Genomic DNA, 14032 nt, shown 5'->3' with positions numbered 1-14032 from the left:
CGTCCCAGAAACCTCGGCTATCACTCGATAGTGAAATACCGCTTGATTTCCAGATACCGAATGGTTTTTACTGGCGCCGTTGGGTCATCCAACGCCTGTTCAGCGACGAAGCTGCACGAGCAGGCTATCTCACAGGAGCTGGATTTTAATGGAATATGCCTTTGTTACAGGTGCTACAGGCCTGCTTGGGAACAATGTCGTCCATGCACTTTTAAAACGAGACATCAAAGTAAAGGCGCTGGTACGTTCCATTGAAAAAGCCAAGAAGCAATTCGACGGCCTGCCCGTCGAACTTGTCCAGGGCGATATGCTTGATGTTGATGCATTCAGCCATGCCCTTGAAGGCTGTGATGCCTTGTTTCATACAGCGGCCTATTTTCGCGACAGCTATAAAGGCGGAAAGCATTGGCAAAAGCTTTACGACACCAATGTAACCGGCACCGAGCGGTTGTTGCAGGCCGCCTATGCCGCGGGCATTCGCCGTGCGGTCCACACTTCCTCCATCGCGGTACTGAAGGGAAACCGCGATCAGGTAATCGACGAGACCATGTCGCGCGACGAGTCCGAGGCAGACGATTACTACCTGAGCAAGATCCTGTCTGAACAGAAGGTCCAGGAGTTCTTATCGCTGCATCCGGACATGTTCGTGGCGATGGTTTTACCCGGTTGGATGTTTGGCCCAGGCGACATCGGTCCTACCTCGTCAGGTCAGTTCCTGCTGGATTTCGTAGGACAAAAGTTGCCGGGGGTTCTTCCCGGGAGTTTTTCAGTCGTGGACGCCCGTGACGTGGCGGAACATCAAATCGCAGCGATAACACGTGGCCGATCGGGAGAGCGTTATCTGGCTGCCGGCAATCATATGGACATGAAGACTATCTTTCGGGCACTGGCCAACGTCAGCGGGATAAAGGCACCGGAACGGCCTGTTCCGTTGTTCATGCTGCGTCTTATTGCTTTCGCCTATGAAATTTATTACCGGGTTACTAAAAAGCCGGTGCTTATCAGTACTTCCACGGTCAAGCTCATTGAGCAGGAACAAGGGCGGACTCATTTCAGCCACAGCAAAAGTTCAAGTGAACTGAAATGCGCGTTCCGCCCGGTTACTGAAACCCTGACCGATACGCTGGACTGGTATCGGAACAACAACTACATAAAGCTCAACTGAAAAATTAGCCTGCCTCTGCAGTACTTATTTATCTGGCCATGACTTCAAGGATTGAGAGGTTGGTGGAATGAAAAGCCTTACCTGTAAAGAAGGTTTCCTGCATCGCTTTGTCGGTTTTTCGGATTTGCACCCCGACGCCATAGCTATCAGGAATCTCGATGCGGAAGAAACCTTCACGTACCGCGACTTGCTGAACAAGGCCGAAGCGTGCAACGGTTTGCTCCATGCCCTTGGGGTGTCGTCCGCAGAGAAAGTTGCGCTTGTCTTGCCCAATGGGGTGGATTTCATCGCGTATTATTTGGCGATCATTGGCCATGGTGCTATCCCCGTCATCCTTAACCACAAGCTGACGACGTACGAACTGAGCAACGTGCTGGGCCTCGCCGGGCCCGCATTGACCGTCACGACCGATTCGTTGTTCGAGCAACACCGCGAAGTCTTTCAGTCGGTCCGTTGCCTCGTCGTCCGCACCGCCGATGAGCAACCGTTGTCGTTGCCCGAAAACGCAACGGCCGCCTCTGATCTTCCGCATCAGCTCTGGCCCTTGCCGCTGCCTGAAGGCAACCCGGTCGTTTCGGTACAGTTCACGTATCGGGGCGTTGGCATGCCGCTGGCTGTTTCTCATCGTTATCTGGACCTGACGCAGTCAAGCGACGGCTTGCACGAGCAGTTTCACCCTCAAGGCCTTGGGTCGGTCCACTTGGTGACCCTGCCGCTGTACGCGATCTTCGGCCTCTCCGTGATGATGGTTTTCCCGCTCAGCATCGGCGCTACGCTGCTGATGACCAACAGCCTGCTCAACAGGGACCTGGCGCAAGTCTTGTCCGAGCACCAGGTGTCCTTTGCCTGCCTGGTGCCGGATGTCATCCGCTACTTCAATACCCGACTGGCCAAACGCAAGGGCCCACGGCTGCCGCTGCATCCGCAACTGATGATTTATTCCGGCGGCAGCCATCTGCCGGCGGATGAAGCGCAAAAGCTTGGCGATTTGCTGGGGTGCGGCCCTGTATTGCAGGGCTACGGACTGACGGAAAGCATGCCGGTGATTGTCCAGAGTTCGGTCGGCGAGGTGCATCGCGGTGCGATGGGCCAACCGATCAGTGGTGTCGAGTTGCGAATTGTCGATGGTCAGGGGCGCGACGTGGCCGTGGGACGTATCGGCGAGCTGCTGGTACGCGGCCCAATGGTTATCCCGGGCTATGACGATGCGCCGCAGGTAAATGCGCGGTTTTTCCGTGACGGCTGGTTCCACACCGGCGACCTGGTCTGGCAGGACGACGACGGGCACGTATTTTTCTGCTGCCAGCGCCTGCGTATCTCGAAAATCAAAGCGCAGATGATCGACCTGGAAGAAATCGAGTCCATTGCCCTCAAGCATCCCGGTGCAGTGCGGGCAAAGGCCTACATCGTCCCGGACCATAAAGCCATCAACGTACTGCACTTGTCTGTGGAAGGTAGCGCAGAGCTTAGCCAGAACAGCGTATCCACCCTGCTCGCCCGTTACCTTTCCGCCTTCAAACTACCCAGGAACATAGAGATTGTCCCGCTCAAGGAAGAGATTCATGCACGCTGATCACACGCGACCGGTGCTGGCCGTTTTCGATTTCGACGGCACATTGACCGACAGGCATACCTTCTGGCGCTACATGCGTTTTATCGTCGGAACCCGGCCCTTCTGGCTCAGGATCATCCCCCTGCTGCCAAAAATGCTCAGCGTGATCCTGGGAATCACACCGCTGATGCAGGCGCGACTGGCGTTTATCGCCTGCTATCTGGGAGGCCTGAGCGTCGAGCAGGAGCGCGAACATGCCAGGTACTTCATCAGCGAACAGCTGCCGCTCTGGCTCAGGCCCGAAGCGCTGCGTCGGCTGAAATGGCATCAATCCATGGGACACGTCACGGCGCTGGTCAGCAATTCGCCAGAGAACTACCTGATCCCATGGGGGCAGGCAGTTGGTTTCGACTACGTGTGCGGCACGCGCCTGGCGACGGCCCGGAACAAGCTGACCGGGGGCATATCGGGAGCCAACTGTGTCGATGGGGAGAAAGTCAGGCGCCTGGAAGGCTGCGTTGGCAACCTTGAAGATTTCTTCATCTACGCCTATGGCGACTCGTCAGGCGACGAGGCCCTGCTCAGCGTTGCCAACTCTCCCTTCTATAGAAACTGGTACTGACAGATGAATACTCTGAGCACTTTCGTCCCCGCGCATTACAAACAGCCGGGCAAGGCGCCGGCGGTAATGATCGTAGGCGCCGGCCCTATCGGCTTGTCGCTGGCGATCATGTTGCAGAAATGGGGCGTCGCTTTTCGCATCATCGAAAAAAACGCCGGTCCCTCCACCGCGACCAAGGCGATGGCGATCCATTCCAGGACCCTGGAAATTTTCCGCGACCTCGGCGTCGCCGACCAGGCCATCAACAATGGTTTTACCATCAATCAGTTTTCGGTGCAGTCCAACGCCCGACGGGTACTTAATTACAACTTTTCCTGCCTGGATGCTACCTATCCCATGCTCCTCAGCCTGCCGCAGCCGCAAACGGAAAAGATCCTGCTGGAACGATTGACTGAGCTGGGCGTGGAAGTCGAATGGAACACCGAGCTGGTGGACATCGAGAACCAGCCCGAGTCCGTACAGGTCACGCTGCGTCATGGCGACGGTCGCGAGGAATCTTGCGCCAGCCGCTGGGCAGTGGCCTGTGACGGTGCTCGCAGCAACATCCGAAAACGCCTGGAGATGACTTTCGAGGGATCGTCCTACGATCGTTTTTTCATGCTCGCCGACGCTGACATCGAGTGGTCCGGCAGCAAGGACGAAGGCGCTTTTTTTCTTGGCGCGCAGGATGGGTACGTGGCGGTTGCGCCGATCAGCGCACAATCGCGTTATCGGCTGTTCATCGAGATGCCCTACGACTTGCCACCGGAAGGCGAGCGCCCCTCCTTGAGCCTGGAGAACTTCCAGCGGCTGTGCGAGGGACGTGGGCAGAACATGACCCTGTCGAACATCTCCTCCACCACCATTGCCTCTTTCCAGCATCGCCGGGTGCAGTCATTGCAGCAGGGCTCGGTGTTCCTGGTCGGCGATTCTGCGCATATCGGCAGCCCGATCGGCGGCCAATGGATGAACCTGGGAATCTCCGAGGCCTACAACCTGGCGTGGAAGATCGCCTATGTCGATCAAGGCCTGGCGGATCCGTCACTGCTCGACAGCTACAACGAGGAACGTTATCCGGTGGCCCTGGAAGTCGAGAAGACCGCGCATCGGTTGACCGGGTTGATCACCGTAAGGCAACGGGCCCTGGTGTGGCTGCGAGATAACGTCCTGCCACTGCTGAGCAGCAGGCCCAAGGTCCAGCGCAAACTGCCCTCGATGATCTCCGGCCATCAGTATCATTACGCCAAAAGTGACTGCATCCAGGAGGCGCTGACGAAAAAGCAACGCCGCAACTGGGCCAGGAAAGGAGCCCGGACGGCGTTCCAGCCGCCGGTGCCTCGCGCGGGGCAACTGGCACCCGATGTCGAGCTTTGGCAACAGCAAGGGGCGCTGCCGGCGCGCTTGATCGACCTGTTCCACGGGACGTACACGTTGTTGATCTTCACCGCGGCGGATCAATTTTCTCCCATCTTGCCAGGCCACTATGCACTGGCCGAGTCAGTAGAAAAAGATTATCCGGGCATCAAGGCCTACTGCGTGGTCGACGCCCTCAACAGCGCGGAACTGCCGGCATGGCACTCGACATTGCTCGACCCCGACTGGAGGCTGCACAAGCGTTATCACGCCAGCGAAGGCACGCTGATGCTGATTCGTCCTGACGGGTACATCGCGTTCCAGGGCGCCGACGCGATGACACTCGTGACGTACCTGAGCGTAAGGTCCGGATTGCTCAAGGCCCCAAGGGAAACCGCCTCCCCGACAAGCGAGGCAGTGCAAATCCAGCGGCCAGTCGCAACCGCTCACTGATTGCTTGACGGCGCCCTGCCCGGGCCCACGACTTTCGATGCTCGTCTAAAACACCTACCGATTTACGGTTAAGGAGAACCTCATGCGCTTGCAACTCAATGAAGTTGTGCAGGAATTCATCGTGTCCAACGGGAAAATAGCCCATAGCTATTTCTCCCTCTCGGAAAAAATCATCGATTCACTCTGCGAATCCAACATGGCGAAGGAATCGATCCTGATGCGCCTGCTGGAACAGGCTGAATCGGTCACCGCCCATTATTTCAATGCCCACCAGCAGGTGCTGGAAGGCGTCTATGCCCATGGCATCGAGGCGGCTGCTGGTAGAAGCGTCGCAACGCTGGAGCCCGTGCCTGCACACTCGACCGTGTTGGCCGCCGCCCCCTCGACGGAGGAACCTGTCGCCCTCAGCTATGAGCAATGGTTGCGCGCCGAGATCAGTTCGGTCACTGGCTTCAAAAACGAGCAAATCGACTTCGAACGAAGTTTCGAAAGCCTGGGCATCGACTCGCTAGGGCTGGTTGATATTTTCGAGTCGTTGGCCCAGCACTTCCCGGACAAGAAAGAACAGACCTCGGAACTCTTCGACGCCCTCACCCCTACGGCCCTGCTGGCCAGGCTTGAAACCGATCCGAAGCCGCCTGCCGCACCTTCCGAGGCGCCGCTGCCTGGCTCCGCCGATGCGCAGACGCAGCTCGGCGCGGTGCTGTTCAACGCTCTCTCACCGCTGGTTTCGGACGCACCGCAGTCACTGGACGTCAACACCCCTTTTACCGATTTGGGACTCAACGGTTTCGACCGGCAAGCCCTTTGCCAATCAATGGCGCAAGAGTGCCCCGTCAGTGAGTTTGCTGGTGAGGCATTGATGTCGCGTCGTACCCCGGAAGACGCACTGGCGCTTCTGGCAAGAATGGGCTGAGCCCCGACGGCACACGCTGCCCGCACATGGAATGGACACCGGGTGATCGCCAGGTCACCCCGCTTTTAGGCAATCAGGAGACAGGGTATGAGTGGCGCGGTAACGATAGCGGGCGAGTTGTGCTTCAGCGCAATGGCCGGCGAATTTCCAGGGGCGTCGTCCACCGACGCACTTTGGCACTTGCTCTCGCAGGGCGGCATAGCGCCCATCCAGGCAATGCCGGCGCGCTGGGGGTTGCAGAAGGCGTCGATATTTTCGAGCAAGGCCGGCGAAAAGGATCGTGTCTACCTGGACAGCGCATTCTGCCTTTCAGATGACCCATCGACGCCTTCCCGTCATGAAGGTCGGCAGGTCGCGATCGGCAAGAACGTGCTCCAGACGCTTTTTGCCGAACTCGCGGCGCAAGGCACGGTATTGAATACCGAGCGAACCGCATTGGTGGTCGCGACGTCCTGGAGCGATGAAAGTTATTTCGCCACGGCAGTGCCCGGCGGTACCGACACGCCATCCGGTTTCACGCCGGGTGAACAGGTAGCCGGGCTGGCGCGCGCTTTTGCCTTGGGCGGCCCGGCCTTATCGGTGGACACCGCTTGCAGTTCGTTCCCCTATGCCATCGACATGGCCAAGGCTCTGCTCAACAGTTGCCAGGCGGACAAGGCGATCATCATGGCGCTCAACACCGTTCTGCCCCCGGCATTGTTCCTCGGTTTCTCCCAGCTGACGGCTTTTTCCGCCCGGGCCAGCATGCAGGCGTTCGGCGAGGATGCCGACGGTATTGTGCCGGGCGAATGCGCCACGGCGTTTCTGGTCGAGCCCGTGGCCGATGCCCTGAAGGCCCGACGCCGGCCGCTGGGCGTGCTGAGAGGGTTGGGGCTTTCCGCCGATGGTGCCGAAGGGTCGGTGTTTGCACCGGGCAGGCAGGCCCAGTATCGCGCCTATCAACGGGCTTACATGGACCTTGATCCAGGCCGCGTGGATTACATCGAAACCCACGGCACCGGCACCCCGTTAGGGGATGCGACCGAACTGGCCTCGCTGAACAGCTTCTTCGCTGCCCATCGCAGCGCCGACGAAAAAATCGCCATCGGTTCGATCAAGTCCGTTATCGGCCATCCCTTGGCTGCGGCGGGAGGCGCTTCGCTGGCCAAGGCGTTGATGATCCTGCGCCACAAGGGCATCCCACCCCAGCCGGACTACCGTCCCAGTCTGAAAGTCGACGACACCTGCCTGCGCCTGGCGACACAGCGAGTCCAGCCACTGGAGGATCGTCAATCGCCGATCCGCATAGGCATTTCCAGCTTCGGCTTCGGTGGCGCCAACGCCCATCTGGTGGTGGATGAATATGTGCCCGATGGCCTCCCTGCCCGCGCGCTGGTGGCTTCAGGCGTGCAGATCCTGGACCTGGCGATAGTCGAGGCGGAAGCCGCACTGGGCGGTTGCGATTCACTGCACTCGTTCAAACGGCGGCTTGAGCAACCGGCTAGCCCACCGGTCACTTTCCCTTACGGGCGTTTCGTCGATGGCAAGGGGGCCTCGGCCGGGCCCTTGTCGGGAAGATTCCTAGCTCAGGACCGCGTCATCGATATCGACGGTTTTGGCATGGGGCCAAAGCCCCTGGCCCACGTCGATCCCTTCAAACTGTTGATCACCGACCGCGTCAATCACCTGTTGCGGCGCCTGCCAGGCGTTGCCGGATCGGCCGGTACGGCAATGGTCATGTGCTGCAACATGGGCGGGGAGCGGTTCAGCAATGCCTACAGTAGTGCAGAGCAATTCTATTCACGGGCCCAAGGCAGCCCGCCGGGCGTGGAAGTGACCGACGTGGCAACCATGTTGCCAAACATGTTGTCCGGCTACCCGGCGCAGATTTTCGATTTCAAGGGTTTCCATCAGACCCTGGCCGGCTCACCAGGACTGTTCTGGCAAACCCTGCTGGCATCTCGGCAATGGTTCGAGGACGGCATCACGACGCTGCTGCTCGGAGCCGGCCGCTTCATCAGCGGCGAAATCGAGGTCGACCGTGCTCGCCGCAGCGCTACGCCGCAAGGTGAAGGGCTCGGGCTGCTTGCGCTGCGTCCTTATCGAGCGGGTTCAACGGACACGCCCCTGCTGGTGATTCGCGCAGCGGTCCTCGCCCATGCCGCGGCTTCGCTGGACGAAGCGTGCCGATTGGCCGGCGAGGAGCGCGCCCAGTACGCGGTGGTAGAGGTTTGTGAGCTGCAGCCCGATAACGTCCCTGTGGACGGGTCGTTGCAGGAGATGACCGGTTTTCTGGCTGAAGCCTGCGGCATCGAAACGCTCTTGTCGGTGACGATGAGCTCGGCGGCTCACACGGTGATCGAGGTGCGTGAGGCCGGTAAGGTTGTGATGTGGCTGTTCACTGAAAAACTGCGCGAATGGAACCCCGCGACGGCGAGCCCCGCCCCTGCGATCAAACACCCGTTCACGTTGCGCTTTGCCCACGAGCCCCATGAACTGCAGCAGGTCATCACGCCGGTGCATGCCGGCGAAATCGTCCGCGAACCACAACACGACGGCGTCGATGTGTTGCAACTCAGCGACATGCTGACCAGCACGGTTCTGGCCGGGTTGCGGGTGCGAGTCCGGGCCATGGAGGGGCTGTTCGCCCTGCACCGGGGGGCTCGTACCCAGCGCCCGGCGCCCTGGCAGCGTCGAGCGGAACACGTGGTGATTTCCCACATCCAGCGCGAGCCGCGTTCGCTGCGGGCACGGCTGGTGGTAGACGAAGGTCACCCGTATTTCTTCGACCATCCGCTGGATCACATCCCCGGCATCCTGTTGCTCGAAGGGGTGATGCAACTGATCGAACTGGCCATGCCCCCGCTGAATGGTCGCGTCGCCTACGTGAAGACGCTCAGCATCAAGTTCCAGCAATACGTCCAGAAGGAGGACGTGATCGACCTGCGCCTGGAGCAAGGCCACGATGGCCAGGAATTTCAGGCAACCGTCATGCAGGCTGGAAAAGTCATGTGTACCTGCGTTCTGGGCATGGCCTACAGCTCGGCCTTCGAGACCTCGCCGGCGGCTGAGTTCACGGCCGCGCGCTGTGTCGACAAGGCCCTGCTGCACAAGGCTCGGGAGGAAAATGTCATCGTCAGCGCCATGAGCAGCCTCGCCCAGGGGCTGAGCGTGGACACGGTCAGCCTGCCGGATGGGCATTTTTTCCACGAGGGCGATCCCGAGCATTTCTCGATGGTGTATTTCCTCGAGGTTGCCCGCCAGTGCTACATGCAGATTGCCCACGGTCATCTGCGTATTCCGCTCAACACCCCGATGAACCTGCTGGCCCTGAGTTTCACCCTGGACCGGCCAATTCCGCGGAACAGCCCGTTGTCACTCGCTCCGCAAGCGAGCCTCGGGACGCAGCTTCAATCATTCAAGACCAACCGTATCCATATCGACCTGTTCAACCGGGGCGAAAAGATCGGCCAAGCCAATATCACCGCTCAAGTATTGAGCCAGGCCGCGCCTGCTGCCTGAGGCCGGGCGTTGATCAAACTCAGGGGCACAAGTGTGCCCGCAACAGACAGGGTGTCGCCGTGAACGATGTCAAGGTTCAACTCATAGTCAAATCACCACCGTCGGAAATCTGGAAGATCTGGAGCAATTTCCAGGAAGCCCCGCTCTGGGATACCGACGTCAGCCATTGTCAACTCGAGGGCCCGTTCCAGGCGGGAACCGCGGGTCAGTGTGTACTCAGGAATGGCTTGAAAATGCCGTTGAGGCTACTGGCCGTGGAACCGCAGGAAAGCTATCGCAACAGCGCGAGACTGCTTTGGATACGGCTCGAATTCGACCACCGGATGCGCAGGCTGTCTCCGGACGAAACCCAGGTCATCCATAGCGCCAGGATCTCCGGCCCGTTGAGCTTCGTGTACCGCGGCCTCCTGCGCAAAATGCTGACGACGGCAATGACCACGGCGCTGGGCAATCTCAGAGCCCTTACCGAACAACGCGCCAACGCTGTCGACGCCCCGGAGCGCGACAAAGCGCAAGCACATCTGCACCTCGTATGACCTGTTCGCGACGTCAGCGCCGCGCGCGCCGGCTCTCGCAATCTTTTGAATAACGGCACACTTCGGACCGAGCATGAACTTACTGAAAAACACTCAATACCTGGTGATGGGCATCATCGGCATGGGCGCTGTCGCCCCGACGTCCACCTTCGCCGACACGCTGGGCCCCTACGCCAGCCTCATGGGCGGCCTGAACTGGGTATCGGCGCAGGACCTCAACCAGAACAACCTGGATTTCGTCGAGATGGAATTCAACCAGCCGCTCCATTCCGGCTACGCCACCGGCCTGGCGTTAGGCTGGCGTTTCCCGGTCGGGCTGCGCCCGGAGGTGGAACTCGGTTATCGCGAAAATACCCTGACCCAGTTCAACAACCGGGTCTATGAGGGCGGCGGGAGCATCGATGGCGAAGGCGAAGAGAAAGCGGCCAGCCTGATGGTCAACCTCTGGTACGACGTCTTGAACCTGCCCGCGCCTTTCAACCGGTTTACCCCTTACCTGGGCGGCGGCCTGGGTTACGCCACCCTCACGGTCAGCGGTCTGGAAGCCGGTGGCGTGGAGTTCGGCGGTACTCACCGCGACACCGTCTCGGCCTACCAACTGGGTGCCGGGGTGGGTTATGAGCTGAACGAAAACTGGTCGATGTCCCTGGATTACCGCTGCCTGAAAACGCGCGAGGCGCACTTCGGCGACATCGAACGGCTGCCCCAAGGCGATGTCAGCACCGAATATGAAGCCCAATCGGTGATGCTGGGCCTGCGTTACTGGCTCTGAATCGGCAGCCAGACCGGCGCCTTGCCTCGACGAGGCGCCCTCCTCGGCGACGTCAAGCCGCCGAGCTTTGCCACGGCCCCTCCCCCAGCGCTGCGGCGATCGTCCGTTCGCCCAGCGCCAGTCCCACGCTCATGCCCAAGCCGGTATGCATCAGCACTGCCGTGACGCCCTGCGCAGCCGAAAACACGCTGAAAGGTCCCGGCCCCCGCGCGCCATACACACCCTGCCAGCGTTCCAGTACATCGATCTCGCCGCCCAGGGTGTGCTGCGCCAGGTTAATCAGGATGCGGTCCACCTGCTCGGCGTTAAACGGTGAGATGTCGCTGCCGTAGACGTGGGAATCGCCGATGATCAGGTCACCGTGGGGGGTTGGACTGATGAGCAGATGGATGCCATGGGCTTCGAGCTCTGGCTGGTGCGTGCGGATCTGCGTGCGGATGGCCTGCGCTTCAGGCAGGTCGGCAAAGGCGCCGTAGTGCACGCAGCTCAGCCCCGTGAGCAACGCGTGGCGTAACGCCAGGGGCTGGCGCGGCCGTACGCGGAGCATTTGCAAGCCGCACACTTGCGGGTTGAGCCCGGCGATTTGCTCGGCCAGCAGCGTCTGATAGTCATGGCCCGAGCACACCACAATGTGCCGCGCGGTAAAGCGTCCGGCGCTGGTGAGCGCACGGTGGGATTCGACATCGCGGACCAGCGTCGAAAAATGGAATTCGACGCCCAATGCCCGGGCCAGGTAATCGACGATCTGCGGCAGTGCCTCGCGGGAATACAACTGTTGATCGTCGAGGCCGAGCAATGCCGCGCGGTGATGGGCAAAACGGCCATCGTAAAGCGCCGCCAACGCGTCGCCACGCAACAGCTCGGTGCGATAACCAAATGCTGCGCCCCGCCCGCTCACGAACGCTTCGAGCAGCGCTTCTTCGGCTTCCGTACGGGCGAACAGCAGCGAGCCTTGCTGATGCATGTGCAGCCCGGCAGCCTGGCCCAGCGTTTTCCACAAACCGTTCGCCTGGCGTGCCAGGTCGAGCATGACACCCGGCGCCTGGCCGCCGACCAGGGCCTGCCCGAAGTTGCGTACCGAGGCGCCCAGGGGTGTATGGCTACGCTCGAACACCTTGACCTTGAGGCCGCGCCTGGCGCCAGCCCAGGCGTGGGCCAGGCCGAGAATGCCGGCGCCGACAATCAGCAGGTCACAGTCGTGCTCAGACATGAAAACTCCTTGAAAACCATCAACGGATAAGGCCCGGCTCGACACAGCCGAGCCTGTGAACAGTACAGAACAGAGCTTATTTGGCGACCGGCTCGGACTTGCCGTCGTAACGCTTGCGCCACTCGGCCAGCACCTTGTCGCGGTTCTCCGACGCCCAGGCGAAATCATTGCGGATCAAGCGTTGTTCGTAGTCCGTCGGCAGCTCGGGCAGGCGTTCGGCGATGCCCGGTTGCGCCAGGACCGCGAAGTTCGCTTTGTATAACTGCATCGCCTCGGAGCTGGCGGAGAAGTCAGCGAGTTTTCTGGCAGCCGCCAGCTTCGGCGTGCCTTTGATGATGGCGGTGGCTTCGATTTCCCAGCCCAGGCCTTCGGCAGGCAGGACGATGTCCAGCGGCGCGCCTTTGCGCTTGAGCTGGATGGCTGGGTATTCGAACGAAATGCCGATGGGGAACTCGCCGGCGGCGGCCAGCTTGCAGGGCTTGGAGCCGGAGTGCGTGTACTGGCCGATGTTCGCGTGCAGCTTGTCCATGTAGGCCCAGCCCTTGGTCTCGCCGAAGGTCTGCAGCCAGGCACTGACGTCCAGGTAACCGGTGCCGGACGACGCCGGATTGGGCATGACGATCTTGCCTTGGTACACGGGGTTGGCAAGGTCTTCCCAGCGGGTGGGCTTGGGCAGGCCGAGCTTTTTCGCTTCCACCGTATTAAAGCAGATGGCGGCGGCCCAGACGTCCATGCCGACCCAGGTGGGCGGCGTGTCGGCGTCGCGGTATTGGGCGGAAATCTGGCCGAGGTTCGCCGGGCTGTAGGCGTCCAGCAGGCCCTGCTGCTTGAGAATCGCCAGGCTCGAGCCTGCCAGACCCCAGACCGCATCGGCTTGGGGGCGATCCTTTTCCGCCAGCAGCTTGGCGGTGACGATGCCGGTGGAATCGCGCACCCACTTGATCTCGATGTCCGGGTTTTGCTGCTCGAAGGCCTGTTTGTAGGCCTTGAGCTGCTCGACTTCGAGGGCCGTGTAGACGGTCAGTTCGGTATTGGCATGGGCCTGCAGAACACAGGCGGCAAGCAGGCCGGCGGCCCAGGCAGTGCGTTTGGACATGGTACGGCTCCGTGTCAGTCAGTGAAGTTTTTCAGGCATGGGACGGCAATACGCCGCGGGCCAGTTGCGTGTTGATGTGGTCGATCACGGCGGGCAGTTCGGCAATCGTGTCGATCAGGTAATGCGGACGGCTTGCGGCAAACAAGCCGTCGATGCGCTCGCGCTCGGCCGCCAGCTGCGGCGCCGACAGAGCCTGGAACTGCTCCCAGTCGAGGCCGAGAAAATTGCCGGAAAACCTCAGTGCCACGGTCCACATCCCTGCCCTGCGGCCTTCGAGGATGCCGGGCTCGGTGTCATCGACTTTCACGCAGGCGGCGACATCGTCCAGGCCCAGGGCGATCACGTTGGCCAATGCCTGCGCCGGGCTTGGCCGGCCTTTGGGCACGTCGTCGGTGGCGACCACATGATCGGGGCTGTAACCCTTGGCGGCGGCCAGTTCGACAACCTTGTCCATCACCTGCCGCGGATAGCCTGAGCAACTGCCGATCCTGAGGCCGCGCTGGCGCAGGACGGCGATGCTCTCCAGTGCGCCGGGAATCAGGTCCGAGTGGTCGGCGACCCTGGCGATCTGCAGCGGCATGAAGCGCTCATAGATAGCAGTCACGTCGTCATCGCTCGGTGCGCGCCCGAACCGGCGCGCAAACCGTTCCGCCACGCCCGGTTGGTTGCACAAAGTGCGGATGTGGTCCCATTTGCCCATGCCCATCGGGCCACGGGCTTCCTCCAGGCTGATCTCGATGTCGAAGCTGGCGAAGGCTTCAACGAAAATCCGCGTCGGCGCGAACGAACCGAAGTCCACCACGGTCCCGGCCCAATCGAGAATCGCTGCCTGCAGGCGAGTTGGTGTTTGGTAGTGCATCAGAATCTCCAAAAAAAG

General features: G+C 60.7%; 11 protein-coding genes. 8 read left to right on the top strand and 3 right to left on the bottom strand.

The features are described 5' to 3' along the window. Window positions 1-148: 148 nt before the first annotated feature. The 8 genes from J3P96_RS13445 (at window position 149) to J3P96_RS13410 (ending at window position 10849) form a co-directional block, all read left to right on the top strand. Window positions 149-1165, top strand: coding sequence for an SDR family oxidoreductase (locus J3P96_RS13445; RefSeq protein WP_434657898.1), 1017 nt, complete (start codon window positions 149-151; stop codon window positions 1163-1165). A gap of 67 nt (window positions 1166-1232) precedes the next feature. Then, complete coding sequence (locus tag J3P96_RS13440) at window positions 1233-2738, top strand: class I adenylate-forming enzyme family protein (RefSeq protein ID WP_434657895.1); 1506 nt, start codon at window positions 1233-1235, stop codon at window positions 2736-2738. Beyond that, window positions 2728-3339 (top strand): HAD-IB family hydrolase, encoded by a 612-nt coding sequence (locus J3P96_RS13435; protein ID WP_434657893.1) that lies wholly within the window; start codon window positions 2728-2730, stop codon window positions 3337-3339. Before J3P96_RS13440 ends, J3P96_RS13435 begins: the two co-directional genes overlap by 11 nt. Window positions 3340-3342: 3 nt before the next feature. After that, entirely contained in the window at window positions 3343-5124 is a 1782-nt protein-coding gene (locus J3P96_RS13430) for an FAD-dependent monooxygenase (protein WP_434657890.1), read from the top strand. Window positions 5125-5206: 82 nt separating this feature from the next. Next, on the top strand, window positions 5207-6040 hold the full coding sequence (locus tag J3P96_RS13425; RefSeq protein ID WP_434657888.1) for an acyl carrier protein: 834 nt from the start codon (window positions 5207-5209) through the stop codon (window positions 6038-6040). An 87-nt stretch (window positions 6041-6127) separates the two neighbouring features. Next, window positions 6128-9541: a beta-ketoacyl synthase N-terminal-like domain-containing protein gene (locus tag J3P96_RS13420; RefSeq protein WP_434657886.1), complete on the top strand. Its 3414-nt coding sequence runs from the start codon at window positions 6128-6130 to the stop codon at window positions 9539-9541. Window positions 9542-9600: 59 nt separating this feature from the next. Continuing rightward, window positions 9601-10077 (top strand): SRPBCC family protein, encoded by a 477-nt coding sequence (locus J3P96_RS13415; RefSeq protein ID WP_434657883.1) that lies wholly within the window; start codon window positions 9601-9603, stop codon window positions 10075-10077. 73 nt (window positions 10078-10150) lie between these two features. Next, on the top strand, window positions 10151-10849 hold the full coding sequence (locus J3P96_RS13410) for an outer membrane protein (protein WP_434657880.1): 699 nt from the start codon (window positions 10151-10153) through the stop codon (window positions 10847-10849). Between the two features lie 52 nt (window positions 10850-10901). Here the strand turns inward: J3P96_RS13410 and J3P96_RS13405 are convergent, their stop codons facing one another. The 3 genes from J3P96_RS13405 to phnX all read right to left on the bottom strand — a co-directional run bounded on the left by J3P96_RS13405 (window position 10902) and on the right by phnX (window position 14014). Continuing rightward, complete coding sequence (locus tag J3P96_RS13405) at window positions 10902-12059, bottom strand: TIGR03364 family FAD-dependent oxidoreductase (protein ID WP_434657878.1); 1158 nt, start codon at window positions 12057-12059, stop codon at window positions 10902-10904. Window positions 12060-12135: 76 nt separating this feature from the next. Next, window positions 12136-13155, bottom strand: coding sequence for a putative 2-aminoethylphosphonate ABC transporter substrate-binding protein (locus J3P96_RS13400; protein WP_434657875.1), 1020 nt, complete (start codon window positions 13153-13155; stop codon window positions 12136-12138). A 31-nt stretch (window positions 13156-13186) separates the two neighbouring features. Next, on the bottom strand, window positions 13187-14014 hold the full coding sequence (gene phnX / locus J3P96_RS13395) for a phosphonoacetaldehyde hydrolase (RefSeq protein ID WP_434657873.1): 828 nt from the start codon (window positions 14012-14014) through the stop codon (window positions 13187-13189). Window positions 14015-14032 lie beyond the last annotated feature (18 nt).

Origin of the sequence: Pseudomonas sp. R3-56, assembly GCF_051132075.1 — a bacterium.
Lineage (GTDB): Bacteria > Pseudomonadota > Gammaproteobacteria > Pseudomonadales > Pseudomonadaceae > Aquipseudomonas.
This window is presented reverse-complemented; position numbering and strand designations above follow the sequence as displayed.

What these genes read in the sequence shown, in the direction of transcription:
- J3P96_RS13425 (WP_434657888.1), top strand. Translation starts at nt 5,207, where the DNA reads ATGCGCTTGCAACTCAATGAAGTTGTGCAGGAATTCATCGTGTCCAAC.
- J3P96_RS13435 (WP_434657893.1), top strand. Translation starts at nt 2,728, where the DNA reads ATGCACGCTGATCACACGCGACCGGTGCTGGCCGTTTTCGATTTCGAC.
- J3P96_RS13440 (WP_434657895.1), top strand. Translation starts at nt 1,233, where the DNA reads ATGAAAAGCCTTACCTGTAAAGAAGGTTTCCTGCATCGCTTTGTCGGT.
- J3P96_RS13430 (WP_434657890.1), top strand. Translation starts at nt 3,343, where the DNA reads ATGAATACTCTGAGCACTTTCGTCCCCGCGCATTACAAACAGCCGGGC.
- J3P96_RS13420 (WP_434657886.1), top strand. Translation starts at nt 6,128, where the DNA reads ATGAGTGGCGCGGTAACGATAGCGGGCGAGTTGTGCTTCAGCGCAATG.
- J3P96_RS13410 (WP_434657880.1), top strand. Translation starts at nt 10,151, where the DNA reads ATGAACTTACTGAAAAACACTCAATACCTGGTGATGGGCATCATCGGC.
- J3P96_RS13445 (WP_434657898.1), top strand. Translation starts at nt 149, where the DNA reads ATGGAATATGCCTTTGTTACAGGTGCTACAGGCCTGCTTGGGAACAAT.
- phnX (WP_434657873.1), bottom strand. Translation starts at nt 14,014, where the DNA reads ATGCACTACCAAACACCAACTCGCCTGCAGGCAGCGATTCTCGATTGG.
- J3P96_RS13400 (WP_434657875.1), bottom strand. Translation starts at nt 13,155, where the DNA reads ATGTCCAAACGCACTGCCTGGGCCGCCGGCCTGCTTGCCGCCTGTGTT.
- J3P96_RS13405 (WP_434657878.1), bottom strand. Translation starts at nt 12,059, where the DNA reads ATGTCTGAGCACGACTGTGACCTGCTGATTGTCGGCGCCGGCATTCTC.